The sequence below is a fragment of the Bacillus solimangrovi genome (assembly GCF_001742425.1).
GTDB lineage: Bacteria > Bacillota > Bacilli > Bacillales > Bacillaceae_N > Bacillus_AV > Bacillus_AV solimangrovi.
On sequence record NZ_MJEH01000062.1, the window covers coordinates 99,510 to 122,232 of the forward strand.

Genomic DNA, 22,723 nt, shown 5'->3' on the forward strand with positions numbered 1-22,723 from the left:
TATGAATTTTTACAGAGTCGGTAAGATAAGTTAAGATGGACAATATTGAGATACATAATAGAAAGAACAATTCGAGGTTTATTAGTATGTAACAGAAAAATTTGTAGTAGAGGAGATACAAACTATGATTAAATGCATCGCATTAGATATGGATGGAACTTTAGTAAACAGTGAACTAACGATTCATGATGAAAATGCAAAAGCAATTAAATTGGCACAAGATGAAGGAATCGAAGTGTTAATTGTGACAGGTAGATCCTATGCTGAAGCAAAAGATGTCTTACAAAGTGCGGGGATTGTTTGCCCAATTATTTGCGTTAACGGTTCAGAAATAAGAGATGAAACGGGTAAAATTATTGAAAAAGTAGGACTTGATGTAGAGAAATTCCAACAAGTTCGCCAAATTTTAACCGAAGAGAATGTGTATTTTGAGGTCTATTCAGATCAAGGTACATATACGAGTGATTTTGACAAAGCATTAACAGTAATGGTTGACATTTACTTGAGTGCTGGTGGAGTACAAGAATATGAACAGTTATTGAAGGGAGCAAAAGCCCGATTTGAAAACGGAAAGGTTGCTTTAATCGACAATTTCGATGAGTTATTGGAGAAGGATAACATCACATTTTATAAATTATTAGCATTTTCCTTTGATGAAGAGCAGCTTACACGTGCTAGAGAAAGAGTTAAGGCAGTAGATAACCTTGCTGTAAGTGCATCTGGGAAGGAAAATATAGAAATTACGAGTGTTCATGCTCAAAAAGGTATAGCGTTAGAAAAATTTACAGTGACAAGAGGTCTAAAGTTAGAGCATACGATGGCTGTTGGCGATAATTACAATGATGTATCGATGTTTGAAAAGGTTGGATATGCTGTTGGAATGGGGAATGCACCAGATGAAGTTAAATCGATGTGTGACGCGACAACTTTAAAAAATGATGAGCATGGGGTCGCAAAAGCAATCCTTGATGTGCTCGAGAATCAAAAGCATTCTTAGGTGCAAGAAGACACCTTAGAATGCTATGTTATTTCTTAGGTCTATACGAGTGCTTCGGTTGGTAAATGTATATATTTGTTTTATGTAAATCATTGATTTCAATTGTGTGAATAGGTGTCCAATCTGGAATGGCAAAGAAATGACTGACGATTAAACAATTTGGATCCAATTCTGATTCAAAACGTTCTTTCAATTGTTTCATCGCTTTTGGGTACAAATAACAGATAATACAATTTGCATCTGTGAAGTCGAACGTATAGAAGCTACTGTAATGAATCGTCGTCTTATGCTTACAAAATAGATTACGAATTCTGCAATATAAATAAGGAATTAGAGCGTTATCAAGCCCGTGGACCTTTGCTGTGGGTAACTGCTTAGCTAGTGGAAAAATCAATGTGCCCCACCCACATCCTAAGTCATATACTTTCATATTCTTGTTTAATTTTTGCTTGGAAAGGTAATTTACAATTGCGTAAGTAACTCGTTGTGAACTAGGTGTTGGTGTCATCCCATTCCTTAGAGAATCAAACACGATCGAGATCGTGATGAGAATTGCTATAATAATAACCAAGATGTCCATCTTATATCCACCTTACAAATGTTATTTAAGAGTATACGGAAGCTGACATGAAGTAGTATCGTTATATGATTATAACGATTTAGAGGAAGCAAGCTTATATGATCATAACCTAGATTAGTAGTTTGTTGCAAGATACAGAAGGTCATTGGATATAGTATGGGTATCTTTGATTAAGTAGTTGTTTCATTAATTGAATAAGTTTGTGAATGGGTCGTATTAGAGTTGTTATAAATTCTCTTTAAAATTATCCTATTTATAAGTTTTTATTTCAATTTTTACTACTGTTAGAGGGTGTTTTTATTGGTACATCGTATTGCGATAGAAAGTTATCAACAAAAATATCCACATATTCCACATTAAATAAAGGCTTTAATTATACATTATATTAAGTTATCCACATAGTTAACAAACATTTTTATAGCACTTTCCACAAGTTCAATGACGAATAAAATAACTTCTTGTCAAAAATGTGAAAAGGATTGAAATAGCTGTCAAGGAGGCGTATATTAATTGTGAATAAGATAGTGAAAATCTTCACAATTCAAAATGAACATAAGGGAGTAGCTCAAAATGAATACATCTAGGAATATAAGAGCGATTCTGTTCAAATTGTATACACTTTCGCTCAAAGTGTAATAAACAATACAATAGCTGTTGTTATTTGTGAAATACTGAGCATATAGAAGAAGGTGAAAATATTGAAATGGATAAAAAGCGATAAAATAGCGGTTATTTGGACAATTCTTAGAGTTTGGTTAGGTGTTCAGTGGATTGAAGCTGGCTGGAGCAAAGTAACCGGCGGATTTGATGCAGGTGGTTTTTTGAAAGGTGCAATTGCAAAAGCAAGTGGCGACCATCCTGCAGTTCAAGGCTGGTACGCAGGGTTTCTTGAGAATTTCGCACTGCCAAATGTAGAATTATTTAACGTTATTATTCCTTGGGCCGAGTTTCTAGCAGGAATTGGACTTATTTTAGGAGCATTAACTTTGCCTGCACTTATTGGAGCAGCATTTATGAATCTTAACTTTATGTTGGCTGGTACGACGAGCACGAATCCAGTTCTTTATACAGTTGCATTTATTCTTATTTTAGTAGGACCAACAGCATACTATTACGGATTAGACCGATTCTTAATTCCTTTTACAAAAGATCGTATGAGAAAACGAAAACACGACTTTAAGGACAAAGGGCATCAAGCACATGCACATTAAGTGGAAAAAGGGTCTGTTCCCCAAAGAGAACAGACCCTTTCGTTGTGAATCATTATTAAAGAGAGATTGAGTGTTACTTATCACGAGATAAGAAACCACCAGCACGATCAGCTCGTTTGAATTGTTTGTTATAAGCAACTTCTTGCGCACTTGATAATGTACGTTTATTTTCTCGGTCAATTCTTTTTTTGCTTTTCATTATTAATCCTCACTTTGTATTAGAGTTTAGTGACATTGTTGCCTTCGAAACAAATTTATATACGAGAGTGAAGTAAAAATAGGATTAAATGAAAAAGCAAGTAATGATGATGTTTTACTTCTTTATAATAGTAAGGTTAGTCTCATTAACAGATGCCGATAGTGCGTAAGAAGGTAACGAAAATAGGCCATTTATTAATCATGATGAATTAAATCTAAGGAAAAGGTGTTTATTCAATTCGTTTGATATATGTCTGAAAGTGCTGATGGCAATGTTTCAAATTCAAATGAGTATCCGTGCTGAAGTGCCTTCTGAGGAAGAACATGTTGACCTTCTAACACAAGTTCACTCATTTCTCCTAAAAGTGCTGATAATGCAAAAGAGGGTGCAGGCAGCCAATAAGGTCGATGAAGAACGTTAGCTAAGTTTTTTCCGAATCGTTCCATACGTAATGGATTTGGAGCAGTTATGTTCAACGGTCCAGTTATGGCTTGATTATGAAGCGAGAAGTCAATCATTTTAATTACATCTTTAATATGTATCCAAGACATCCATTGCCTACCAGAACCTAATTTTCCTCCAGCGAAAAATTGGTAAGGTAGAGCGATACGAGGTAGCGCTCCTTCATCTTTATCTAGGATAATTCCGAAACGGGCATAGACTACACGGGTATCATATTGGTTTGCAATTGAAGCTTCAGCTTCCCAAGCGTTTGTTGTATCGGCTAAAAAGCCTTTGCCAGCTTGATCTTCTTCAGTAAATATTGTGTCGAGTGAATTTCCGTAATAGCCTATTGCTGAAGCGTTAATTAAAGTATGAGGGTGTAATGTTTGAACGAGCTGTACAACTGCTTTGGTAGCTTGGATACGACTTTGTTGAATTTGCTTTTTCGTTTCATTAGTCCACCTGTTATTGATAGATTTACCTGCAAGATTGATGATCGCATCAAGTTCATTAATCTGTGTTACTGGATCATAGTTATCTTCAAGCCAACCAACATATTTGATATATTCACTATCAATGTAAGCAGAAGGATTTCGAGTAAGGATGTAAAGTGTGTGCTTTTGATTTGATAAATAATTGATTAAATGCTTGCCTATAAAACCTGTTCCACCAGTAATTGCAATTTTCATTACGTCATCACTCCGTTTATTTATAGAGTTATGTTAAATGTAACCTTTTCTTAATAATAATTGAAGTGATATAATCTGTTGGATGTATTTTCTAATTTGTGATGTTCAAGACTGTATGTTGTAATTTATACACTTTCTATTCTTGAATAAGCATTTTAGATAACCAAGAGGTGATGAGATAGTGAAAATTACAAGAATAACTACTCAAAAGAATGATGATAAACGATTAAATATTTATATTGATGATGGTGCAGGAGAAAAATTCGGATTCGGCATTGATATGGACGTTTTTGTTAACTATAACTTAAAAAAAGGATTAGAACTTGATGATAGATTGATTGGTGAGTTGTTGTATGAGGATGAAGTAAAAAAAGCCTTTCAACAAGCATTAAACTACCTATCCTACCGTATTCGTTCCCAAAAGGAGATAGAAGACCATTTAGTAAAAAAAGAATTTGGAGAATCTGTCATTGCTGCAGTTATTCAGCGTTTATACGGATATAAGTATATTGATGATGCTGAGTTTGCAAAGGCGTATGTTAGAACGAAAAAACGAACGACGACGAAGGGTCCTAATGTATTGAAGCGTGAACTTATCGAAAAGGGTCTTTCGGGACAACATATAGACATGGGATTACAAGAATATTCAATGGAAGAACAGGTAGAAGTTGCTAATGCTTATGTGAGGAAAAAAGGGAAACAATCTAAAAAACAGTCCAATAGTGAAGCAAAACAGAAGTTAAAACAAACATTACTTCAAAAAGGCTTTTCCTATGAAATAATTGAAATTGCCCTTACTGAATTTGTGAATGATGAAGATAGAGGCGAAGAATGGGAAGCTTTGATGCATCATGGTAAGAAGGCGCAAAAGAAGTACCGTAATTATAATGATAAAGAGTTTGTTATGAAAGTGAAGCAATATTTGTATCGGAAGGGATTTCTGATGGAACATATTAATCAGTGGATACAGGAGTATTTAGAAACTGATGAAATGTGAAACACACTCATAATAAGGGCTTTTTAATTGCATTATAAAGTTATATTATCAGCATAATCAGATCTAACATTAGATGAAGTGCAAATGTGTAATAAGTTTTTCATTAAACTACCAATCACATTTTACTAATAAAAATAAATTAAAGCGAGTGATGGACAAATGAGCTTCTTAGAGCTATTAACAAGTTCTATGCCGATTTTGGCAGTATTTATATTTTTGGTAATACTTAAATTACCTGCTACAAAAGCAATGCCATTAAGTTTTATTACAAGTGCGTTATTAGCATTTCTTGTATGGAAAGTTCCATTTGTGCAAATTGCAGCAGCATCCATTGAAGGTATTGTTGTTGCGTTAACGATTCTTTGGATCGTATTTGGAGCTATTTTGTTATTAAATACGTTAAAGATGAGTGGAGCAATGGACTCTATTCGTAGCGGTTTCTTAGGCGTTACAGCTGACCGTCGCGTTCAAGTAATTATTATTGCATGGTTATTTGGAGCTTTTATTGAGGGGGCAGCGGGATTTGGTACACCAGCTGCGATTGGTGCACCATTATTAGTAGCACTTGGATTCCCACCGTTAGCTGCAGTTGTATTAACCTTAATTTCTGATAGTAGCCCAGTATCGTTTGGAGCTGTTGGTACACCAGTTATCGTTGGTGTCGATCAAGGTTTGCGTGAAGGTGCATCAGTAGCACCGCAAGTTCAACAATTTCTAGATGGAACACCTATGCCAGAATTCATGCAGACAATTGCAGTACAAGCTATGCAAATCGATATGTTTGTTGGAACGTTTATTCCATTAATTCTAGTCGCATTATTAACACGTTTCTTCGGTGAGAACCGTTCATGGAAAGAAGGATTACAAATATGGAAATTTGCTCTCTTTGCTGGATTGAGCTTTACAGTCCCTGCATTGATCGTAGCAAGCTTACTTGGTCCTGAATTCCCTTCAATTATTGGTGGTTTAGTAGGGCTTTCTATTGTTGTACCTGCTGCGAAGAAAGGATTCTTACTTCCAGAAGAAGCATGGGATTTCAAGCAAACAGAAAAGTCTGAAACAGTGAAGACAGAGCAAGTAACAACAAAGAATCTTTCTTTAAAACGTGCTTGGGTACCATATATCTTAGTCGCAATTTTATTAGTTATAACAAGATTAAATATTTTACCGATTAAAGGCTGGTTAACTAGTGTCAATGTATCATTGAATGAAATCTTAGGTACTGGAATCTCAACATCGTTCCAACCGTTATATTTGCCGGGGACAATTTTCGTAACGGTCGTGATTGCAACGATCTTTATTCACAAAATGAATGCATCTGAAGTTAAAGAGGCATTTGGTGAATCAGCAAGAACGATTGTTGGTAGTGCGATTGCTTTAGGTTTTGCTGTACCAATGGTACGTATCTTTATTAATTCGGGTGTTAATGCGGCAGATTTACTAAGTATGCCAATGGAATTAGCGATTCTCGTATCTGAATTAGTTGGGGATAAATGGCCGCTAGTTGCTCCATTTATTGGTTCACTCGGTTCGTTCATCTCTGGTAGTGCAACATTTAGTAATATGATGTTCTCATTATTCCAATTTAGTGTTGCTGATCAAATACAGGCATCACCAAATGTTATTCTTGCCCTTCAAGTATTAGGTGCGAATGCAGGGAACATGGTGTGTGTTCTTAACGTAGTTGCAGCAGCTTCTGTTGTTGGATTACTTGGTAGTGAAGGGAAAATTATTCGTTTTACACTTGGACCAATGTTCTTCTACGCATTAACATCAGGAATTCTCGGTTTCGTGTTAATTTATTTTCTGTAAGCATTTAAAGACTCATCTGGCTCAGGTGGGTCTTTTTTTATTGCGATCTGATGTAGAGAATGATATTGTGGATGAATTGTATAACGATTGATTTTTTCTTATACTGAAAGAAAAAAAGAACAATTGGGAGTGCAGTTTAATGGAGAAGAGATATAGTGCAATGTCACATTACGAATTAAATCAAGAAATCGCACAATTGCATGAGAAGGCACGTAAAGCAGAACAATTAGGCATCGTCAATGAATTTGCTGTTTATGAACGAAAGATATCAATTGCGAAGGCGTATTTATTAAATCCTGAAGATTACTTACCTGGAGAGGTTTATGAGATTGAGCAAGACCCAGGTTCAAGATTTAAAATCGATTATTTAAACGGTATTTTTGCTTGGGGAAAACGTGTAGGCGGAGCTGAGCAAGAGGAAGCTGTGCCAATCTCGTTATTAATAAAACCAGAGTAGGCAAATTGCCTCTCTGGCTATTACATCATTATGACCTTTTTCGAGTTTGATTTTCTAAAATAATGCTTTGTTGACTTTGCTGAGTTTCACCATTCACTTGTTGGTAGGCTTTTTTTGGATTAGCTCTCGGTGATTGGAAGGGATCAGCGTAGCGGTTTTCATAGAATTTCTTCCGGTTTTGGCTATGGTTGCTATTGTTGACATTCATAGTATGTCCTCCTTCAAGGTAGACGTTCTACTTCAAATAACCGTTTGAAATGAATTAGAAAATCATCGATTAGGCTATGGTACCATTACGAACTGACATTGAAGGTTCAAGTTCTCGTGTATAGAAAAGTTAATCTTGTTCACCGAACTCTTGGTTAGAGCGACGCATTCTTTGTTGCGGATTCGTATTAATCGTGCCATTTGCACGTTTTGAAGAATATTCAGCTTTTGCACGAGGCTCACCATTCATTTTTTGATGTGCTGGAAATCCTTGTTCTTTATTACGCATCATTTTCGCTCCCTTCACAGTGTTCAAGTTGTTTGTTTACATGAACACTTACTAATAATATGGAAAAACGCTCGATAAACTATGCACATGTTAAAACGTGACTTTTTACCAAAGAGGTGTGATTAAGATGGAAGAAGTGTATGAGTTATTAACAGAAGAATTACTGAAAGTTAATCGGTCTTTATCGTATGATAAAGCACGCACATGGATAGAAATTTTGTGGGAAGATTTTGAAAGTACGCGTGCTAAGGCGGGAAGGAAATATCGAGGGCAAGAGATGACAGAACAAATCGTCAGACATTGGATCAGTAATTATGGCCCAAGACTTCATGAATTTCTTGCAACCAATCCTAAATATAAGCACTTATTAGAAGATGAAGGTTTAATACAATAGAAAACAGCTTCCTATCGGAGGCTGTTTTCTATTGCATTTGGGCTTATGTTAATTCCAATTTCTTCATTAATTTATCTTCGCTAAAAATCCAACCTGTATATGAGCTAATAATATTTAGTTCTTCATCTAATTTTACGATAGCAACGAAAGGGTAGTAGTCTTTGCTTCTATAGCGAAGATCGATGAATCTAACTTCAGAGTGATCGTTATATTCTGTCACTTCCCATCGATATAAGGGTGAGAAGGATAAGAAAGCAGCAATGTTCTCATCTTCTTTTGCCTTATGAATGAGAGGAAGGTCAGGAATTGGTTTTTTTTCAAATACGTCTAGAATGTTGATGTCATAATTATATGCTTTTGCAACGAAAAATTGGGTTTTATTCTCAACTGCTAGATGCCACCGGTTATAACGCATCGTTGGTGAAATAATGATTCTTGTTGCATCCGGTATCTTATGTTTTACTGCTTGTTTAACACGATGTTGTGTGTACCACCTAATTAGATAATAGCCAATTAATATAAGATAAATTATGACAAAAATAATTCCAGGTTGCCCACCGAAACGCCAGATAATAAATCCAGCGATATGGATAAAGAAAATGAACGGATCGAATGTGTTAATAATCCCTAGTGCAACCCATTTTTTTGTAAAGGGTCGAAGAGCTTGTGTCCCATATGCGTTAAAAATGTCGACAAAAACATGAAGGATTACAGCTATTAATGTCCAACCCCATAAGTGAGTAATATTTGCATCAGGTGAAAAGAAATAGATAACCCCAGTAATAAGCAGTGACCATAACAATACAGCTGGCATTGAATGTGTAATTCCTCGATGATTTCGAATATATTTAGCATTGTTTTTAAATTTTAAGATCGTATCAAAATCAGGAGCTTGTTGTCCAATAATTGTACCAATCATTATGCTATTTAATGTGGCAGGATGTGAAGCAGCTACTGGATCAAGTGTTGCTAATCCACCTAACGCTACTCCGATTACAAGATGTGTGCCAGTATCCATCAAGATAGCCTCCTTTTAGACTAAAACGCATAAAAAGCAAGCTTTATACTTAGAAATGATATCTATTATTTGATAACGCTACCCTTTTAGTTCTTTTCGGTATGAATCAATTATTATCCTTTACAAAAATGGAGGGAAAGATATGCCTATAACTATATTTATTGAATATCATGTCAAACGTGAGCAAGTTATTCAATATGAGAATATGATGTCGACCATTTTTTTGAAAGCAAAAGATTTTGGTGCAACATTAATTGACTGGTATGTTGATGATGTCGATAAAGCAAAATTTTATGAAGTGTATGAAGTTCCCACTCATTCTCACTATTATGCTTTTAGACGTATTCGACAAATGTCAAATCACCCATTATTCGGTGAATTGTGTGGTTATATCAAAGGTACAAGTCATTATTGCTTAGTCAAAAACCGATACCAGCTTCAGTCTGTGTTATGATAATAAGGCACTACATTTAGCATGGAGGAAGCGACATTGACAGATGAAATGTACCAACAATGGATTAGAGATTTTGAAGTCGAATCTTTTCGTAATAATTTAGTAACATGGTTTCAAAATGAACAACGTGATTTACCATGGCGTCATAACCAAACACCATATAAGGTGTGGATATCTGAGGTTATGTTACAACAAACTCGAGTGGATACTGTTATCCCTTATTATAAACAATTTTTAGAACTTTTTCCTTCGTTAGAGGCATTAGCAGAAGCTGATGAACAAAAAGTTTTAAAAGCATGGGAAGGACTTGGATATTATTCTCGTGCGCGTAACTTACATTCTGCCGTGAAAGAGGTTCACGAAAAATACGATGGCGTAGTACCAGAAGACCCTAAGCAATTTGGACAGTTAAAAGGAGTCGGACCTTACACGCAAGGTGCGGTGTTAAGTATTGCATATGGTAAGCCTGAGCCTGCTGTTGATGGAAATGTAATGCGTGTTCTTTCACGAATCATGTCGATATGGGACGATATTGCCAAGCCCAAAACACGTAAGCTATTTGAAGAACTTGTCCGTATTTTAATTGATACAAACCATCCTTCTGATTTTAACCAAGGTTTGATGGAATTGGGTGCGCTAATATGCACACCTAAAACACCAAATTGTTTACTATGCCCAGTTAGAGAGCAATGCCGTGCCTTTTCCGAAGGCGTACAAGCTGAATTGCCAGTTAAAAGTCGTAAAAAACCACCAAGGTCTTTAGAGATGACAGCGGTAATTCTTCGTAATTCTCAAGGTGAACTTTTAATTCGTCGTAGACCTTCAACAGGTTTGTTGGCAAATTTATGGGAATTTCCGAATCATGAGATGGTAATTGAAAGTGAAACACAGGTTGACCAGTTAAAAGCATATATAGAAGAAGATTTTAATATTAAGGTGAACATCACAAAACATGCTTTGAACATTAAACATGTCTTTTCACATCTAATTTGGAATATCAAGGTGTACGAGGCGGAAACTACTGATGAAATAAGTCAGATAGAAGGAGAATGCTTCGTTAACAGAGATCAATTAAGAGACTATCCGTTTCCAGTATCACATCAGAAAATTATTGAATACATTCTTAACGACTAAACCCGGACAGAGAAAAATGTCCGGGTTTAGTCATACGTAACACGTGTGCCGTTTGTCCATGTTGCTTCAGTACGCATTAACCCACCGCGTGCTTCAATTTCTTTCACAATTTCTCGGTGAATCGTTGCGCCCTCGACATTTAAGTAAGGCATAATTTGCTGCAGGGCATGGTGAAAATATTGAAGCTCACTGTCCTTCCAATTTTGCTTAGCTGTCATGGATAGTTCAGTCATATCTCTTCCTACATACATATGAATTTCCTCCTCAAATTACAAATGTCAAAATACTAAAGTTTGTTCAAATCGTCCGGGAAAAGCTACATTGTCAGTTCGACTCTTCTCTAAATCACATTAAAATTAGTTTATTCGAGTAAGTGATTTTCTATCCAGTTGGAAAAAATATGAATTAAATAATCGAGGAATAACGTCATAATGATATGGTTACATTAATGAACGCGGAGGTGATAATGATGGCTAACTACAATCAACAACAGCCAAATCAAACGACATCTGGTACAAATGTCCAGCATGTTAAGCAACAAAACGCTCAATCTGCTCAAGCTCAACAATCTGCTGGCCAACAGCAGCAACAGCAACAACAGCAACAACAACAGCAACAATATGGGATGAGTACACAAACTGATGTACATGAAGTGCAACAGCAAAATGCTCAAGCTGAGCAACATAAGCAACAAGCATCTACTCAAGGCCAAAACCCAGCTCATTAATGTACAAAAAAACGCGTCTTTCTCATTACAAGAGTTAGACGCGTTTTCATTTATTAGGCTATAGAGCGTTGTTTTTCAATCCAAGGTTGTAATTTTGTAAAAAGTGGGATAAATAACGCCATAACCGCGATTCCTTTAATTGCGTTAAAAGGAATGATCCCTATTGTAATAGTAGTTATTTTAACAGAGTGGCTCATCGCATCATAACCGAGGAACCATGTATATGCAGGTAATAGTAAGTAATAATTTAAGATAGACATAAGAATAATCGTGCTTACCGTTCCGATTAAACATCCACCAATTAATGAACGTTTTGATTTAAGACGATGGTAGATAAATGCAACAGGAACGATAAAGATGACGCCTGAGATAAAGTTTGCAATTTCCCCTACAGGTACGCCACTTCCATATGCTAAATAATAAAGTGTGTTTTTAAGACCTTCAACGATAATCCCAGCTACTGGACCAAAAATGATTGCTGCCAGCAACGCAGGTATTTCACTAAAGTCAAGTTTCAAATACGGTGGCAGTCCCGGTATTGGAAAGTTCAAAAGCATTAAAACAAATGATACACTGCCTAATAATGATAATGACACGAGTTTCCTTGTTGACATACGTTTCTTACGATTTGTACTCATTCTACAGTACTCCTTTTTCTCCAGATATTTATCTCTCCACCCGGTAGAATGAGCAGGCACTCATCGTTCGTGCATATAATAAAAAAACCTTTAACCGTTTTGTTGAGGGCTAAAGGATTGGTTTATTTTGCACGACAAATTAAGGGTAATAGGTACCCAAAATTAGCGCCGCCATCTTCTCCCATCCAGACTTTCACTGTCGGTCCCGGAGTTTCACCAGGTCCACCGCCTACGATAACGTAGTCGGGTCACGGACTAAGAAACAAAAAAATCTGCTTCATCACCGCCGGTCGGGATTTTCACCCTGCCCCGAAGATAGATCGATATAAGATTATAAATCTATTATACATCATAAATTGAATAAAACAAGAAATTGAATTTGCATGATGTAATTAAAGTTAGATGGAATATTACAATATCAATATATTAATTACTTCTTAGTACATTAGCTCATTATTAAAAAAACCTAAGCTTTAAAGGTATTTAAATAAAGAGAGAACATGACGGCTTATTAGTGTAAGTAACTTTTTTGTAGAAGAATTTCCATAAAGTAATTCGGTGTTTTGATAGTTGTTTTGTTATTGACATACAGTTTTGTTTTAAAAATGTATGTGAACCGTTATAATAATAAGAAAATGGATTAGATAAGTTTTTCGATTAATGCGGAAAGGAGATAATGATGAATGTCCCCAATTCAGGTAGTAAAATTAAAATAGAAAGTTATAAACATAACGGTACACTTCATCGAATATGGAAGGAGACGACACTGTTAAAAGGAACAACTCAGATGGCGATTGGGGGTAATGATAAAACAGAAGTATACGAATCTGATGGGCGAACGTGGACGACAAGAGAACCAGCGATTTGTTATTTCCATGCTGAGCATTGGTTTAATGTTATTGGAATGCTTAGACAGGATGGAATTTATTATTACTGTAATTTGAGTTCGCCATTTACGTGGGACAAAGGGATTCTAAAATATATTGATTATGATTTAGATGTAAAAGTTTACCCTGATATGACCTACACAATTTTAGATGAAGATGAGTATGTGCTGCATAAGGAACAAATGCAGTATCCAGCAGCGATTGATGAAATATTGAATCGAAATATGAAAACATTAATTACTTGGATACAACAACGGAAAGGACCATTTGCGCCAGGCTTTGTTGATGATTGGTATGAGTACTTTTTAACATTTCGTTCATGATAAGGTAATGGATAAACGCAAATATTCAGATGAGAAAAGTATGCCTGTGTTACACAGGTTTTCTTTTTCTTTAATTAGTAGTTCGTTAGAGAAAGGAGTGAAAACTTCTGAGTAGTATTTCAAGATATATGCAGTTTGTTCGTCCGTATCGAAAGCAAATTATCATCACAGTAGCTATTGGAATTATTAAATTTAGTATTCCACTATTAATGCCATTGATTTTAAAATATGTTGTTGATGATATTGTGAATGGGGTAGGTTTGACAGTAGATGAAAAACTACACCAGCTATATTTCATTATGGGCGGCTCATTTGTCGTCTTTTTCATATTACGACCACCTGTTGAATATTATCGTCAATATTATGCACAGTGGACGGGTAGTAAAGTATTATTTGATATCCGTGAACATTTGTTTTCACATATTCAAAAGCTAAGTTTGAAATATTATTCAAATACGAAGGTTGGAGAAGTTATATCAAGAGTGATCCATGATGTGGAGCAAACAAAATCATTTGTTATTACTGGTTTAATGAATTTGTGGCTCGATATGATGACGATCATAATCGCAATTGCAATTATGTTGACATTAGACGTGAAGTTAACAATTGCTGCGGTTATTCTATTTCCTTTATATGGATTTTCGGTTAAATTCTTTTATAGTAAGCTTCGAGCTTTAACTCGCAAGCGTTCACAAGCGTTAGCACAAGTTCAAGGTCATTTGCATGAGCGTGTACAAGGGATGCCTGTCATTCGAAGTTTTGCACTCGAGGATTATGAACAAGAGAAATTTAACGAGCAAAACGAGAACTTCTTAAACAAGGCGTTAGAACATACGAGTTGGAATGCAAAGACATTTGCAGTTGTCAATACGATTACAGATATCGCTCCGTTAATCGTCATTGCGTCTGCAGGTTATCTAGTTATTACACAAAGTTTATCTGTTGGTACGATGGTGGCATTCGTTGCCTATATGGATCGTTTGTATGGTCCGCTTCGAAGACTCGTGAATTCATCAACGACGTTAACACAATCGATTGCATCAATGGATCGAGTATTTGAATTCATCGATGAAAAATATGATATTGTTGATCGAGAAGATGCGACAAAATTAGAAAAGGTGAACGGTAATATCACCTTTAACCGTGTGTCATTCCGATATGATGAAGAGAATGCAGATGTATTAAAAGATATTAACCTTAAGGTAAACAGTGGTGAAACGATTGCATTTGTAGGGATGAGTGGAGGCGGTAAGTCAACGCTTATAAGCTTAATGCCACGGTTTTATGACGTTACTGATGGACAAATATTATTAGATGGGACAGATATACGAAGCTATAAGGTGCGTTCATTGCGTGATAAGCTTGGAATGGTTCTACAAGATACGGTTCTATTTAGTGAGTCTGTAAAAATGAATATTATGATGGGTAACCCAAAAGCGAGTGATGAAGAAGTAATTGAAGCTGCAAAGGCTGCAAACGCTCATGACTTCATTATGCAGTTACCAGAGGGATACGATACGAAAGTTGGGGAAAGAGGTGTCAAACTTTCTGGAGGTCAGAAGCAGCGTGTTGCAATAGCGCGAGTATTTTTGAAGAATCCGCCTTTATTGATTTTAGACGAGGCAACTTCTGCACTTGACCTTGAGAGCGAGCATCTTATCCAAGAGGCTCTAGAGAAACTAGCAAAAGACCGCACGACCTTCATCGTTGCACATCGACTTGCAACAATCACACATGCAGATCGAATCGTGTTGATGGAAGATGGCGAAATAAAAGAAGTAGGTACACATGAACAATTAATGAGAGAGCGCGGAGGTTATTACGATTTATTCCGTGTTCAGCAACTAGAAGATCCAGTTGAAAATGAAATAGCGATACGACTAAACACCTAGAGGGATTTCTGGGTGTTTTTATTATTGTATAAAAGTAGAAAATTATAATTTAGTTGGATAATTTCTTCCATAATAATGTCGAAACATTGGAGATAACGGGATTGTAACACGTTTGTAAAATATGAAAATTATCTTAAAAAACGAATTTTCTAAAAATTATTATTGTAAATTTCTTTTTGAAATGTCATAATAATTAGAGAATAAAAGTGAGACAGGAATAGGTTATTGACATCTGGTAGTTTGAGAGGGTGAGATTTTGTGAGTAAAAGTCCTGTTTTAGATGTACAAGGCTTAAGAACGACTTTCTTCACAGATGACGGAGAAGTCCCTGCAGTTGACAATGTAGATTTTCATATAAATGAAGGTGAAATTCTAGGGATTGTTGGTGAGTCTGGCTGTGGGAAAAGTGTAACTTCTCTATCAGTGATGGGACTTGTACCAAGTCCACCGGGGAAAATTGTAGGTGGGAAAATATTATTTAAAGATGAAGACTTAACGAAAGTATCGGAAAAACGAATGAGAGAGATTCGTGGAAATGAAATCGCGATGATCTTCCAAGAACCAATGACATCGTTAAATCCAGTCTTCACAATTGGAAATCAATTGATTGAAGCAATTCGTTTGCATAATAAATGGGATAAAAAGAAAGCAAGAGCAAGAGCAATTGAGATGTTGAAACTTGTTGGTTTACCTCGTGCAGAAGAATTAATTGATGACTATCCACACCAGCTTTCTGGAGGGATGCGTCAACGTGTAATGATTGCGATGGCAATGGTCTGTGACCCGAAAGTGCTTATTGCGGATGAACCAACAACAGCATTAGATGTAACAATTCAAGCGCAAATTTTACAGTTAATGAAAAATCTGAATAAAGAATTAAATACAGCAGTCATGATGATCACACATGATTTAGGTGTTGTAGCTGAGGTTTGTCAACGAATTGTTGTCATGTATTCAGGTAAAGTTGTTGAAGAAGCGGATGTACGAACAATATTTAAAGATCCAAAGCATCCATATACGGTTGGATTAATTAAGTCTGTACCAGATATGCGAACAAAAGTGGACAGGCTTTATTCGATACCAGGTAATGTACCAAAGCCAGGTTCGATTAAGCAAGGGTGTCGTTTTGCAGCACGTTGTGAACATGCATTTGATCGCTGTTATAACGAGACACCAGATCTTTATCAAGTCGATGAAGGACATAGAGTACGTTGTTTCCTTCATGATGAACAGCAAGAGGGTGTACAAGCATGAGTGAAACGTTACTGAAAGTTGATAATTTGAAGAAGCACTTTCCGATTACTGGAGGGATTTTGCAACGTCAAGTTGGTGAAGTTAAGGCCGTTGATGGTATTTCTTTTTCGGTGAAAAAAGGTGAGACGTTAGGAATTGTTGGTGAATCAGGATGTGGGAAATCAACAACGGGGCGTCTATTAATGCGTTTAATTGATCCGACAGAAGGTAAGGTTGTCTTCGATGATAAAGAGCTTACAGACCTTTCTGCAAGTGATATGAGAAAGGTTAGACGAGACATGCAAATGGTGTTTCAAGATCCATTCGCATCGTTAAATCCTCGTCATACTGTTGAGCGTATTTTAGAAGAGCCATTAATTGTACACGGTATGGGTAATGCAAAGGAACGAAAGAAAAAAGTTCGAGAACTGTTAGAAGTCGTTGGATTAAGCAGTTATCATGCAAAGCGTTATCCTCACCAATTTAGTGGAGGACAGCGTCAACGTATTGGGATTGCTCGTGCGTTAATGACACGTCCTAAACTTATCATTGCAGATGAACCAGTGTCCGCACTGGATGTATCGATTCAATCACAAGTGTTGAATCTGATGGAAGACTTGCAGAAGGAATTTGACTTAACGTATATATTTATTGCGCATGATTTAGGGGTTGTTCGTCATATTAGTGATCGTGTAGCGGTCATGTACCTTGGACGAATGGTCGAGCTTGCTGATAGTGAGGCATTGTATCAAAAACCAATGCATCCATATACACAGGCATTATTGTCTGCTGTACCGATTCCTGATCCAGATTTTGAAATGGAGCGCAAATATTTAACTGGAGATATTCCGAGTCCATCTAACCCACCAACGGGGTGTGCATTCCATACACGTTGTAGCGAATGTATGGATATTTGTAAAACAGATAGACCGGAATTTAGAGAGATTGAAGAAGGGCATTATGTCGCATGCCACCTTTTTAACGATAAAGGGTAGTGTGTGAGATAAGTATAAATCATAAATTTATTAGGAGGGGAATGTATGAAGAAAAAAGGATTACTTATGTCTCTTTTTCTAGTCTTGCTTCTTTCATTAGCTTTAGTTGGATGTAATTCCAACAAGAGTGGTGGAGAAGAAGCGGGAGCACCTACTGAAGGAGAAACAAAAGAAGAAACGACAGCACCAGCTGAAGCAGAAGCACCAGCAGGTGGAGACAAAGTTTTAGTTTTTGGTCGAGGTGGAGATTCTGTAGGGCTTGATCCAATCGCTGTAACAGATGGAGAGTCATTCAAAGTTACGAAACAAATCTTTGATACATTAATTGAATATGGTGAGCAAGATACAACGATCCAACCAGGTCTTGCTACTGAGTGGGATGTTAAAGATGAAGGGTTAACTTATACACTTAAGCTTCGTGAAGGTGTTAAGTTCCATGACGGCACTGACTTCAATGCAGATGCTGTTGTTACAAACTTTGATCGCTGGATGAATGGAACGAAAGATCAGTTCTATTATTACGCGTCAATGTTTGGTGGATTCAAAGGTGATGAAGGTCACGTAATTGATTCAGTGACAGCTGTTGATGAGTTAACAGTTGAATTTAAGTTGAAGCGTGCACAAGCGCCATTCTTGAAAAACTTAGCAATGGTACCATTTGCAATTGCTAGTCCAGCAGCACTTGAAAAATACGGTGATACATTTAATGAAAATCCAGTCGGTACAGGTCCATTCAAGTTTGTAGAATGGAAGCGTAACGATCGTGTTGTTCTAGAGAAAAATGAAGATTTCTGGATGGATGGATATCCGAAGCTTGATCGTGTTATCTATCAATCAATTCCTGATAACTCAGCACGTCTAAATGCATTAGTAACTGGTGAAGTTGACCTTGTTGATGGTTTGAACCCAAGTGATAAAACGTCAATTGAGTCTAATAGTGACCTACAATTATTCAAACGTCCATCTATGAACGTTGGGTACTTAGGTCTTACGATGAAAGATCCTAATTCTCCACTTGCGAACAAGTTAGTTCGTCAAGCGTTGAACCATGCTGTTGATAAGCAAGGTCTAATTGATGCATTCTATGCAGGTCTTGCAGAACCAGCAAAGAACGCAATGCCACCTTCAGTTGAAGGATATAACGATGCAATTGAAGCATACCCATATGACTTAGAGAAAGCGAAAGCATTACTTGCTGAAGCTGGATATGCTGACGGTTTCACAATGGAACTATGGGCAATGCCTGTACCACGTCCATACATGCCTGATGGAAAGAAAGTAGCTGAAGTATTACAAGCAAGCTTTGCACAAATCGGTGTAAAAGCTGAAATCGTTTCATTCGAGTGGGCAACATATCTTGACAAAGCTCGTGATGGTGAAGCTGACGCATTCTTATTAGGTTGGACTGGTGATAACGGTGATGCGGATAACTTCTTATACGTATTACTTGATAAAGATAACATCGGAAGCAACAACTACTCGTACTACAGCAACGATGAGTTGCATGATATTTTAATTGCAGCACAAGAAAATCCTAACCAAGACGAGCGTAATGAGCTTTACAAGCAAGCACAAGAAATCATCCATGATGATGCACCTTGGATTCCGCTTGTACACTCTACGCCATTATTGTCAGGTAAAGCAAATGTAGAAGGATTCGTTCCACATCCAACTGGAACAGATAAATTAACAACAGTTGACCTGAAATAAGATTAACTGCTGGATAAAGGGGAGTATTCTTACTCCCCTTTATTCATAACATAATAGATTCATAATGCTATCAACAAAAACAATCTTATAAAATTTTAAGAAAAAAGCAGGAACAGAGGTGTTTCAGCATGTTTGCATACACGATACGCAGACTTCTAATGCTTATCCCCGTATTACTCGGGATGTCCTTAATCGTATTTTTCCTCATTCGTGCCATTCCAGGCGACCCCGCGCAAGTAATCTTGGGGCAACAAGCTACCCAAGAAGCCATTGAGGCTCTAAATAAGAAGCTGGGTTTAGACCAGCCTTGGTATATTCAATATGTGGAATATTTAAGAGGGTTATTAACAGGTGATCTAGGTGAATCAATTCGGACAAACTCACCAATTAGTGGTGAAATCTGGCCGTACTTAGCAGCAACGATTGAATTATCGTTTATAGCAATGCTGATTGCAATTGTTGTTGGCGTAAATGCAGGGATTATTAGTGCATGGTTCCAAAACTCTTGGTTTGATTATACAGCGATGGTATTTGCTCTAGTTGGTGTATCAATGCCGATTTTCTGGCTTGGTCTTATGGAGCAATGGATCTTTGCAATAAACCTAGATTGGTTGCCATCTACAGGAAGAGAATCAGTACGTGATCCAGTTGAAGCTGTCACTCATTTATATTTAGTAGATACATTGATAAATGGTAGGACTGATCAGTTTGTTGAGGTTCTTAAACATTTAATCTTACCGGGTGTAGCACTAGGTACCATTCCGATGGCAATTATTGCTCGTATGACTCGTTCAAGCATGCTTGAAGTAATGCGTTCAGATTATATTCGTACTGCACGAGCTAAGGGAATGAAGATGTTCTGGGTTGTTTATAAACATTCATTGAAAAATGCTGTAATCCCAGTTTTAACAGTTATCGGTCTACAAATGGGTCTGCTATTAGGTGGAGCGATATTGACAGAAACGATCTTTGGATGGCCAGGAATTGGTCGTTACATCTATGATGCAATTGGATATCGTGATTATCCAGTTATTCAATCAGGAATTTTAATAGTAGCATTTATCTTTGTCATGATTAATTTGATTGTTGACCTACTCTATGCAGCGGTTGACCCTCGTATCAAATATAATTAATAGCAATCTTAGTTTCGTATAAACGGTTATGAAAAGTCATGAATGCTAAGTTGCGCTTATACTTTCACATTTTTAATTCATTAACCGAGTTGAAAGTATAGAAAGGAAGGGAAACAAATGGCTGAGCTAGCTAAAAACAACTCCACAATTCCAATTGTTGAAGAAGAGAAAGTCATTTCCCCTTGGAAAGAAGCATGGAACAGCTTTCGAAAAAATAAAATTGCGCTTGTAGGGGCATTTATTGTATTGTTCTTTGTCTTAATTGCTATATTAGCGCCTTTTATTGCACCACAAACAGAAAATGAGATCGCATTAGGGAATCGTTTGTTACCTCCGTCAGCTGATTATTGGCTCGGAACAGATGATTTTGGTCGTGATATTTTATCACGGATCATGTATGGTGCACGTATCTCCTTGTGGGTAGGTTTCTTCGCAGTTCTAGGCTCAATTGTAATGGGCTGTGCACTTGGAATTATTGCAGGGTATTATGGAAAATGGGTCGATACAGTTATTTCACGAATTTTCGATATTATGCTTGCATTTCCAAGTATCTTACTTGCGATTGCAATCGTATCTGTATTAGGTCCATCGTTACAAAATGCTTTAATTGCAATTGCAATTATTAACGTACCAAACTTTGGACGTTTAATTCGATCAAAAGTATTGAGTGTTAAACAAGAAGAGTATATTATGGCAGCGAAGGCAATCGGTATGAAAGATTCACGTATTCTTTTCAATCATATTTTACCGAACAGCATGGCTCCAATCATCGTTCAAGGGACATTAGCGATTGCGACAGCGATTATTGAGTGTGCAGCGTTAGGTTTCTTAGGACTCGGAGCACAGCCCCCTGAAGCAGAGTGGGGAAAAATGCTTGCTGACTCAAAGCAATACTTAATTGATGCACCATGGACAATGATCTTCCCAGGTCTTGCGATTATGTTAACGGTATTAGGGTTTAACTTAATGGGTGATGGCTTACGAGATGCATTAGATCCACGTATGAAGAGTTAATAATAAAGAAGGTACAATCCAAATTAGGATTGTACCTTCTTTATTAGTTTTCTTCTTTTTGATGGATGTGTACTTCGTTTTCTGTTTTATGATACGTTTGGAAGCTATCTATTAATTTATCTAAATGTTTCAGTTGGTCATAGTAATCAATAATGCCTGCAATAAGTGAAAATGCAGTAAGAAGCTGTTCATCGTTTTGTTCAGTTTGTTCATATAGTTTCATATATTCTGCTGTTAAACATTTTTTATATTCAGAGCTATCAATCATGACTTCAGATGTAGATTGTGAGCGAATTTTCCCGGCATATTTGAAAATCATTTGTTCATGATAGACAAGTAAAGAGTCAAGTGAGTCCTTAATTAATGATTGTAACGTGTCAGGAAGGTGCAACCACTCATTTTCATGCCGATGTAATTTCCTCAGTATTTCTAATGCTCGGTTTGTACTAAGCAACATTTGACGGAATAAAACGAGCTTCCTTCCTTTGGTATAGAGTTTCTTACGCGAATACATACGTTCTTCTTTGTACAACAAATATAGATTTTCAAGTTTCATTAAGCTTTCTTTAAGACGAACGAGCTCTTCTTTAATAACTGTATATTCAGAAGCATGACGGGTACTAACACGAATCCATTGAATGATATCTTTCGTATTATCTTGGATTTTATAATACAATTTTGTTTCATATTTAGGTGGGATAAAGATAAGGTTGACAATGAATGATGCTCCAACACCAAGCATAATTGTACCAAAGCGTGTAAGACCATAAATGATAAAATCATCTGTCGGGCTTTCCATGATGGCAATAACCGTTACAAGTGCGATTGGAATCGTTGATTCGATTTTTAAGCGAAGATTGATTGAAATAACAATTATAGCAGTCAATCCTATTACAATCGGATCATTTCCAAGTGTCCAAACGAAAATAATTGCAAAGAACGCACCTATGAAATTTGCCTGGATTTGTTCGAGCATTGTTTGGTATGTTCGATAGATAGACGGCTGTATAGCAAAGGTTGCAGCAATACCTGCAAAAACAGGTGACTGTACACCTATGATAGTGGCTAAATAGATGGCTAATGCTATCGCAATACCAGTTTTTAAAATGCGCGCACCTAGTTTCATAATGTAGGTTTTATTTCCTTTCATTTCTTACGATCATCATTGTAGATGATGGTAGAATCAGTAATTATGTATGGTACTATACAACGTTTTAATACAACAATCAAGATGATTAATCTATATTTAATAGTAATGTCGAAAAAGAGACGAATATGAAAAAGGACAG

General features: G+C 36.6%; 25 protein-coding genes and 1 riboswitch. Of the genes, 16 read left to right on the plus strand and 9 right to left on the minus strand.

Annotation, left to right across the window (positions count from 1 at the left end; genetic code table 11):
* Nucleotides 1-124 precede the first annotated feature (124 nt).
* Nucleotides 125-997 (plus strand): Cof-type HAD-IIB family hydrolase, encoded by an 873-nt coding sequence (locus BFG57_RS16745; RefSeq protein ID WP_069718640.1) that lies wholly within the window; start codon nucleotides 125-127, stop codon nucleotides 995-997.
* Nucleotides 998-1,025: 28 nt separating this feature from the next.
* On the opposite strand, the gene BFG57_RS16750 is transcribed toward BFG57_RS16745, so the two are convergent.
* Nucleotides 1,026-1,577 (minus strand): class I SAM-dependent methyltransferase, encoded by a 552-nt coding sequence (locus BFG57_RS16750; RefSeq protein ID WP_069718641.1) that lies wholly within the window; start codon nucleotides 1,575-1,577, stop codon nucleotides 1,026-1,028.
* Between the two features lie 698 nt (nucleotides 1,578-2,275).
* On the opposite strand from BFG57_RS16750, the gene BFG57_RS16755 reads away from it, so the two are divergent.
* Nucleotides 2,276-2,788 (plus strand): DoxX family protein, encoded by a 513-nt coding sequence (locus BFG57_RS16755; RefSeq protein WP_069718642.1) that lies wholly within the window; start codon nucleotides 2,276-2,278, stop codon nucleotides 2,786-2,788.
* Between the two features lie 73 nt (nucleotides 2,789-2,861).
* On the opposite strand, the gene BFG57_RS16760 is transcribed toward BFG57_RS16755, so the two are convergent.
* Both BFG57_RS16760 and BFG57_RS16765 read right to left on the minus strand, forming a co-directional pair.
* Nucleotides 2,862-2,987, minus strand: a complete 126-nt coding sequence (locus BFG57_RS16760; protein ID WP_069718643.1) for a YfhE family protein — start codon at nucleotides 2,985-2,987, stop codon at nucleotides 2,862-2,864.
* Between the two features lie 233 nt (nucleotides 2,988-3,220).
* The gene (locus BFG57_RS16765) at nucleotides 3,221-4,120 is read right to left on the minus strand and encodes a TIGR01777 family oxidoreductase (RefSeq protein WP_069718644.1); all 900 of its coding nucleotides are present in this window, start codon (nucleotides 4,118-4,120) and stop codon (nucleotides 3,221-3,223) included.
* A gap of 181 nt (nucleotides 4,121-4,301) precedes the next feature.
* Here BFG57_RS16765 and recX point away from each other — a divergent pair, with 181 nt between their 5' ends.
* The 3 genes from recX (at nucleotide 4,302) to BFG57_RS16780 (ending at nucleotide 7,386) form a co-directional block, all read left to right on the plus strand.
* Entirely contained in the window at nucleotides 4,302-5,117 is an 816-nt protein-coding gene (recX, locus tag BFG57_RS16770) for a recombination regulator RecX (RefSeq protein ID WP_245676784.1), read from the plus strand.
* Nucleotides 5,118-5,276: 159 nt separating this feature from the next.
* Complete coding sequence (locus BFG57_RS16775) at nucleotides 5,277-6,929, plus strand: L-lactate permease (RefSeq protein ID WP_069718646.1); 1,653 nt, start codon at nucleotides 5,277-5,279, stop codon at nucleotides 6,927-6,929.
* A 139-nt stretch (nucleotides 6,930-7,068) separates the two neighbouring features.
* Nucleotides 7,069-7,386 carry a YfhH family protein gene (locus tag BFG57_RS16780; RefSeq protein WP_069718647.1) on the plus strand — a complete coding sequence of 106 codons (318 nt, stop codon included), beginning with the start codon at nucleotides 7,069-7,071 and terminating at the stop codon, nucleotides 7,384-7,386.
* Between the two features lie 28 nt (nucleotides 7,387-7,414).
* On the opposite strand, the gene BFG57_RS16785 is transcribed toward BFG57_RS16780, so the two are convergent.
* Together BFG57_RS16785 and sspK are read right to left on the minus strand one after the other, a co-directional pair.
* Nucleotides 7,415-7,594: a YpzG family protein gene (locus BFG57_RS16785; RefSeq protein WP_069718648.1), complete on the minus strand. Its 180-nt coding sequence runs from the start codon at nucleotides 7,592-7,594 to the stop codon at nucleotides 7,415-7,417.
* Between the two features lie 129 nt (nucleotides 7,595-7,723).
* Nucleotides 7,724-7,882 (minus strand): small, acid-soluble spore protein K, encoded by a 159-nt coding sequence (gene sspK / locus BFG57_RS16790; RefSeq protein ID WP_069718649.1) that lies wholly within the window; start codon nucleotides 7,880-7,882, stop codon nucleotides 7,724-7,726.
* Between the two features lie 127 nt (nucleotides 7,883-8,009).
* Between sspK and BFG57_RS16795 the strand changes: the two genes are divergently transcribed.
* Nucleotides 8,010-8,276, plus strand: coding sequence for a YfhJ family protein (locus tag BFG57_RS16795; RefSeq protein ID WP_069718650.1), 267 nt, complete (start codon nucleotides 8,010-8,012; stop codon nucleotides 8,274-8,276).
* Between the two features lie 43 nt (nucleotides 8,277-8,319).
* Here the strand turns inward: BFG57_RS16795 and BFG57_RS16800 are convergent, their stop codons facing one another.
* Nucleotides 8,320-9,294: a metal-dependent hydrolase gene (locus BFG57_RS16800; RefSeq protein WP_069718651.1), complete on the minus strand. Its 975-nt coding sequence runs from the start codon at nucleotides 9,292-9,294 to the stop codon at nucleotides 8,320-8,322.
* Between the two features lie 142 nt (nucleotides 9,295-9,436).
* On the opposite strand from BFG57_RS16800, the gene BFG57_RS16805 reads away from it, so the two are divergent.
* Entirely contained in the window at nucleotides 9,437-9,748 is a 312-nt protein-coding gene (locus BFG57_RS16805; RefSeq protein WP_069718652.1) for a hypothetical protein, read from the plus strand.
* Nucleotides 9,749-9,796: 48 nt separating this feature from the next.
* Nucleotides 9,797-10,882, plus strand: coding sequence for an A/G-specific adenine glycosylase (gene mutY, locus BFG57_RS16810; RefSeq protein WP_069718678.1), 1,086 nt, complete (start codon nucleotides 9,797-9,799; stop codon nucleotides 10,880-10,882).
* 26 nt (nucleotides 10,883-10,908) lie between these two features.
* Here the strand turns inward: mutY and BFG57_RS16815 are convergent, their stop codons facing one another.
* Entirely contained in the window at nucleotides 10,909-11,133 is a 225-nt protein-coding gene (locus BFG57_RS16815; RefSeq protein WP_069718653.1) for a cytosolic protein, read from the minus strand.
* A gap of 218 nt (nucleotides 11,134-11,351) precedes the next feature.
* Between BFG57_RS16815 and BFG57_RS16820 the strand changes: the two genes are divergently transcribed.
* Complete coding sequence (locus BFG57_RS16820; protein WP_069718654.1) at nucleotides 11,352-11,609, plus strand: gamma-type small acid-soluble spore protein; 258 nt, start codon at nucleotides 11,352-11,354, stop codon at nucleotides 11,607-11,609.
* A gap of 53 nt (nucleotides 11,610-11,662) precedes the next feature.
* Here the strand turns inward: BFG57_RS16820 and BFG57_RS16825 are convergent, their stop codons facing one another.
* Nucleotides 11,663-12,223: an ECF transporter S component gene (locus BFG57_RS16825; protein WP_245676786.1), complete on the minus strand. Its 561-nt coding sequence runs from the start codon at nucleotides 12,221-12,223 to the stop codon at nucleotides 11,663-11,665.
* A 193-nt stretch (nucleotides 12,224-12,416) separates the two neighbouring features.
* A riboswitch (FMN riboswitch) is annotated at nucleotides 12,417-12,568 on the minus strand.
* A gap of 358 nt (nucleotides 12,569-12,926) precedes the next feature.
* Between BFG57_RS16825 and ntdP the strand changes: the two genes are divergently transcribed.
* The 7 genes from ntdP to nikC all read left to right on the plus strand — a co-directional run bounded on the left by ntdP (nucleotide 12,927) and on the right by nikC (nucleotide 21,434).
* The gene (gene ntdP, locus BFG57_RS16830; protein ID WP_069718656.1) at nucleotides 12,927-13,457 is read left to right on the plus strand and encodes a nucleoside tri-diphosphate phosphatase; all 531 of its coding nucleotides are present in this window, start codon (nucleotides 12,927-12,929) and stop codon (nucleotides 13,455-13,457) included.
* 107 nt (nucleotides 13,458-13,564) lie between these two features.
* Nucleotides 13,565-15,349, plus strand: a complete 1,785-nt coding sequence (locus BFG57_RS16835; protein WP_069718657.1) for an ABC transporter ATP-binding protein — start codon at nucleotides 13,565-13,567, stop codon at nucleotides 15,347-15,349.
* A 258-nt stretch (nucleotides 15,350-15,607) separates the two neighbouring features.
* Nucleotides 15,608-16,603 (plus strand): ABC transporter ATP-binding protein, encoded by a 996-nt coding sequence (locus BFG57_RS16840; protein WP_069718658.1) that lies wholly within the window; start codon nucleotides 15,608-15,610, stop codon nucleotides 16,601-16,603.
* Nucleotides 16,600-17,577 (plus strand): ABC transporter ATP-binding protein, encoded by a 978-nt coding sequence (locus tag BFG57_RS16845; protein WP_069718659.1) that lies wholly within the window; start codon nucleotides 16,600-16,602, stop codon nucleotides 17,575-17,577. The genes BFG57_RS16840 and BFG57_RS16845 overlap by 4 nt, the downstream gene beginning before the upstream one ends.
* Nucleotides 17,578-17,622: 45 nt before the next feature.
* A complete protein-coding gene (locus BFG57_RS16850; protein ID WP_069718660.1) occupies nucleotides 17,623-19,287 on the plus strand; it encodes an ABC transporter substrate-binding protein in 1,665 nt (554 codons plus the stop codon).
* A gap of 128 nt (nucleotides 19,288-19,415) precedes the next feature.
* Nucleotides 19,416-20,420 (plus strand): ABC transporter permease, encoded by a 1,005-nt coding sequence (locus BFG57_RS16855; RefSeq protein ID WP_069718661.1) that lies wholly within the window; start codon nucleotides 19,416-19,418, stop codon nucleotides 20,418-20,420.
* Between the two features lie 117 nt (nucleotides 20,421-20,537).
* The gene (gene nikC / locus BFG57_RS16860; protein ID WP_069718662.1) at nucleotides 20,538-21,434 is read left to right on the plus strand and encodes a nickel transporter permease; all 897 of its coding nucleotides are present in this window, start codon (nucleotides 20,538-20,540) and stop codon (nucleotides 21,432-21,434) included.
* Between the two features lie 43 nt (nucleotides 21,435-21,477).
* Here nikC and BFG57_RS16865 read toward each other — a convergent pair whose 3' ends face one another.
* The gene (locus BFG57_RS16865) at nucleotides 21,478-22,560 is read right to left on the minus strand and encodes an FUSC family protein (RefSeq protein WP_069718679.1); all 1,083 of its coding nucleotides are present in this window, start codon (nucleotides 22,558-22,560) and stop codon (nucleotides 21,478-21,480) included.
* Between the last annotated feature and the right edge of the window lie 163 nt (nucleotides 22,561-22,723).

What these genes read in the sequence shown, in the direction of transcription:
- BFG57_RS16760 (WP_069718643.1), bottom strand. Translation starts at nt 2,987, where the DNA reads ATGAAAAGCAAAAAAAGAATTGACCGAGAAAATAAACGTACATTATCA.
- BFG57_RS16765 (WP_069718644.1), bottom strand. Translation starts at nt 4,120, where the DNA reads ATGAAAATTGCAATTACTGGTGGAACAGGTTTTATAGGCAAGCATTTA.
- nikC (WP_069718662.1), top strand. Translation starts at nt 20,538, where the DNA reads ATGGCTGAGCTAGCTAAAAACAACTCCACAATTCCAATTGTTGAAGAA.
- BFG57_RS16785 (WP_069718648.1), bottom strand. Translation starts at nt 7,594, where the DNA reads ATGAATGTCAACAATAGCAACCATAGCCAAAACCGGAAGAAATTCTAT.
- BFG57_RS16805 (WP_069718652.1), top strand. Translation starts at nt 9,437, where the DNA reads ATGCCTATAACTATATTTATTGAATATCATGTCAAACGTGAGCAAGTT.
- BFG57_RS16820 (WP_069718654.1), top strand. Translation starts at nt 11,352, where the DNA reads ATGGCTAACTACAATCAACAACAGCCAAATCAAACGACATCTGGTACA.
- BFG57_RS16775 (WP_069718646.1), top strand. Translation starts at nt 5,277, where the DNA reads ATGAGCTTCTTAGAGCTATTAACAAGTTCTATGCCGATTTTGGCAGTA.
- BFG57_RS16855 (WP_069718661.1), top strand. Translation starts at nt 19,416, where the DNA reads ATGTTTGCATACACGATACGCAGACTTCTAATGCTTATCCCCGTATTA.
- BFG57_RS16800 (WP_069718651.1), bottom strand. Translation starts at nt 9,294, where the DNA reads ATGGATACTGGCACACATCTTGTAATCGGAGTAGCGTTAGGTGGATTA.
- BFG57_RS16750 (WP_069718641.1), bottom strand. Translation starts at nt 1,577, where the DNA reads ATGGACATCTTGGTTATTATTATAGCAATTCTCATCACGATCTCGATC.
- BFG57_RS16825 (WP_245676786.1), bottom strand. Translation starts at nt 12,223, where the DNA reads ATGTCAACAAGGAAACTCGTGTCATTATCATTATTAGGCAGTGTATCA.
- ntdP (WP_069718656.1), top strand. Translation starts at nt 12,927, where the DNA reads ATGAATGTCCCCAATTCAGGTAGTAAAATTAAAATAGAAAGTTATAAA.
- BFG57_RS16745 (WP_069718640.1), top strand. Translation starts at nt 125, where the DNA reads ATGATTAAATGCATCGCATTAGATATGGATGGAACTTTAGTAAACAGT.
- BFG57_RS16850 (WP_069718660.1), top strand. Translation starts at nt 17,623, where the DNA reads ATGAAGAAAAAAGGATTACTTATGTCTCTTTTTCTAGTCTTGCTTCTT.
- BFG57_RS16865 (WP_069718679.1), bottom strand. Translation starts at nt 22,560, where the DNA reads ATGAAACTAGGTGCGCGCATTTTAAAAACTGGTATTGCGATAGCATTA.
- mutY (WP_069718678.1), top strand. Translation starts at nt 9,797, where the DNA reads ATGTACCAACAATGGATTAGAGATTTTGAAGTCGAATCTTTTCGTAAT.
- BFG57_RS16815 (WP_069718653.1), bottom strand. Translation starts at nt 11,133, where the DNA reads ATGTATGTAGGAAGAGATATGACTGAACTATCCATGACAGCTAAGCAA.
- BFG57_RS16795 (WP_069718650.1), top strand. Translation starts at nt 8,010, where the DNA reads ATGGAAGAAGTGTATGAGTTATTAACAGAAGAATTACTGAAAGTTAAT.
- BFG57_RS16845 (WP_069718659.1), top strand. Translation starts at nt 16,600, where the DNA reads ATGAGTGAAACGTTACTGAAAGTTGATAATTTGAAGAAGCACTTTCCG.
- BFG57_RS16780 (WP_069718647.1), top strand. Translation starts at nt 7,069, where the DNA reads ATGGAGAAGAGATATAGTGCAATGTCACATTACGAATTAAATCAAGAA.
- sspK (WP_069718649.1), bottom strand. Translation starts at nt 7,882, where the DNA reads ATGCGTAATAAAGAACAAGGATTTCCAGCACATCAAAAAATGAATGGT.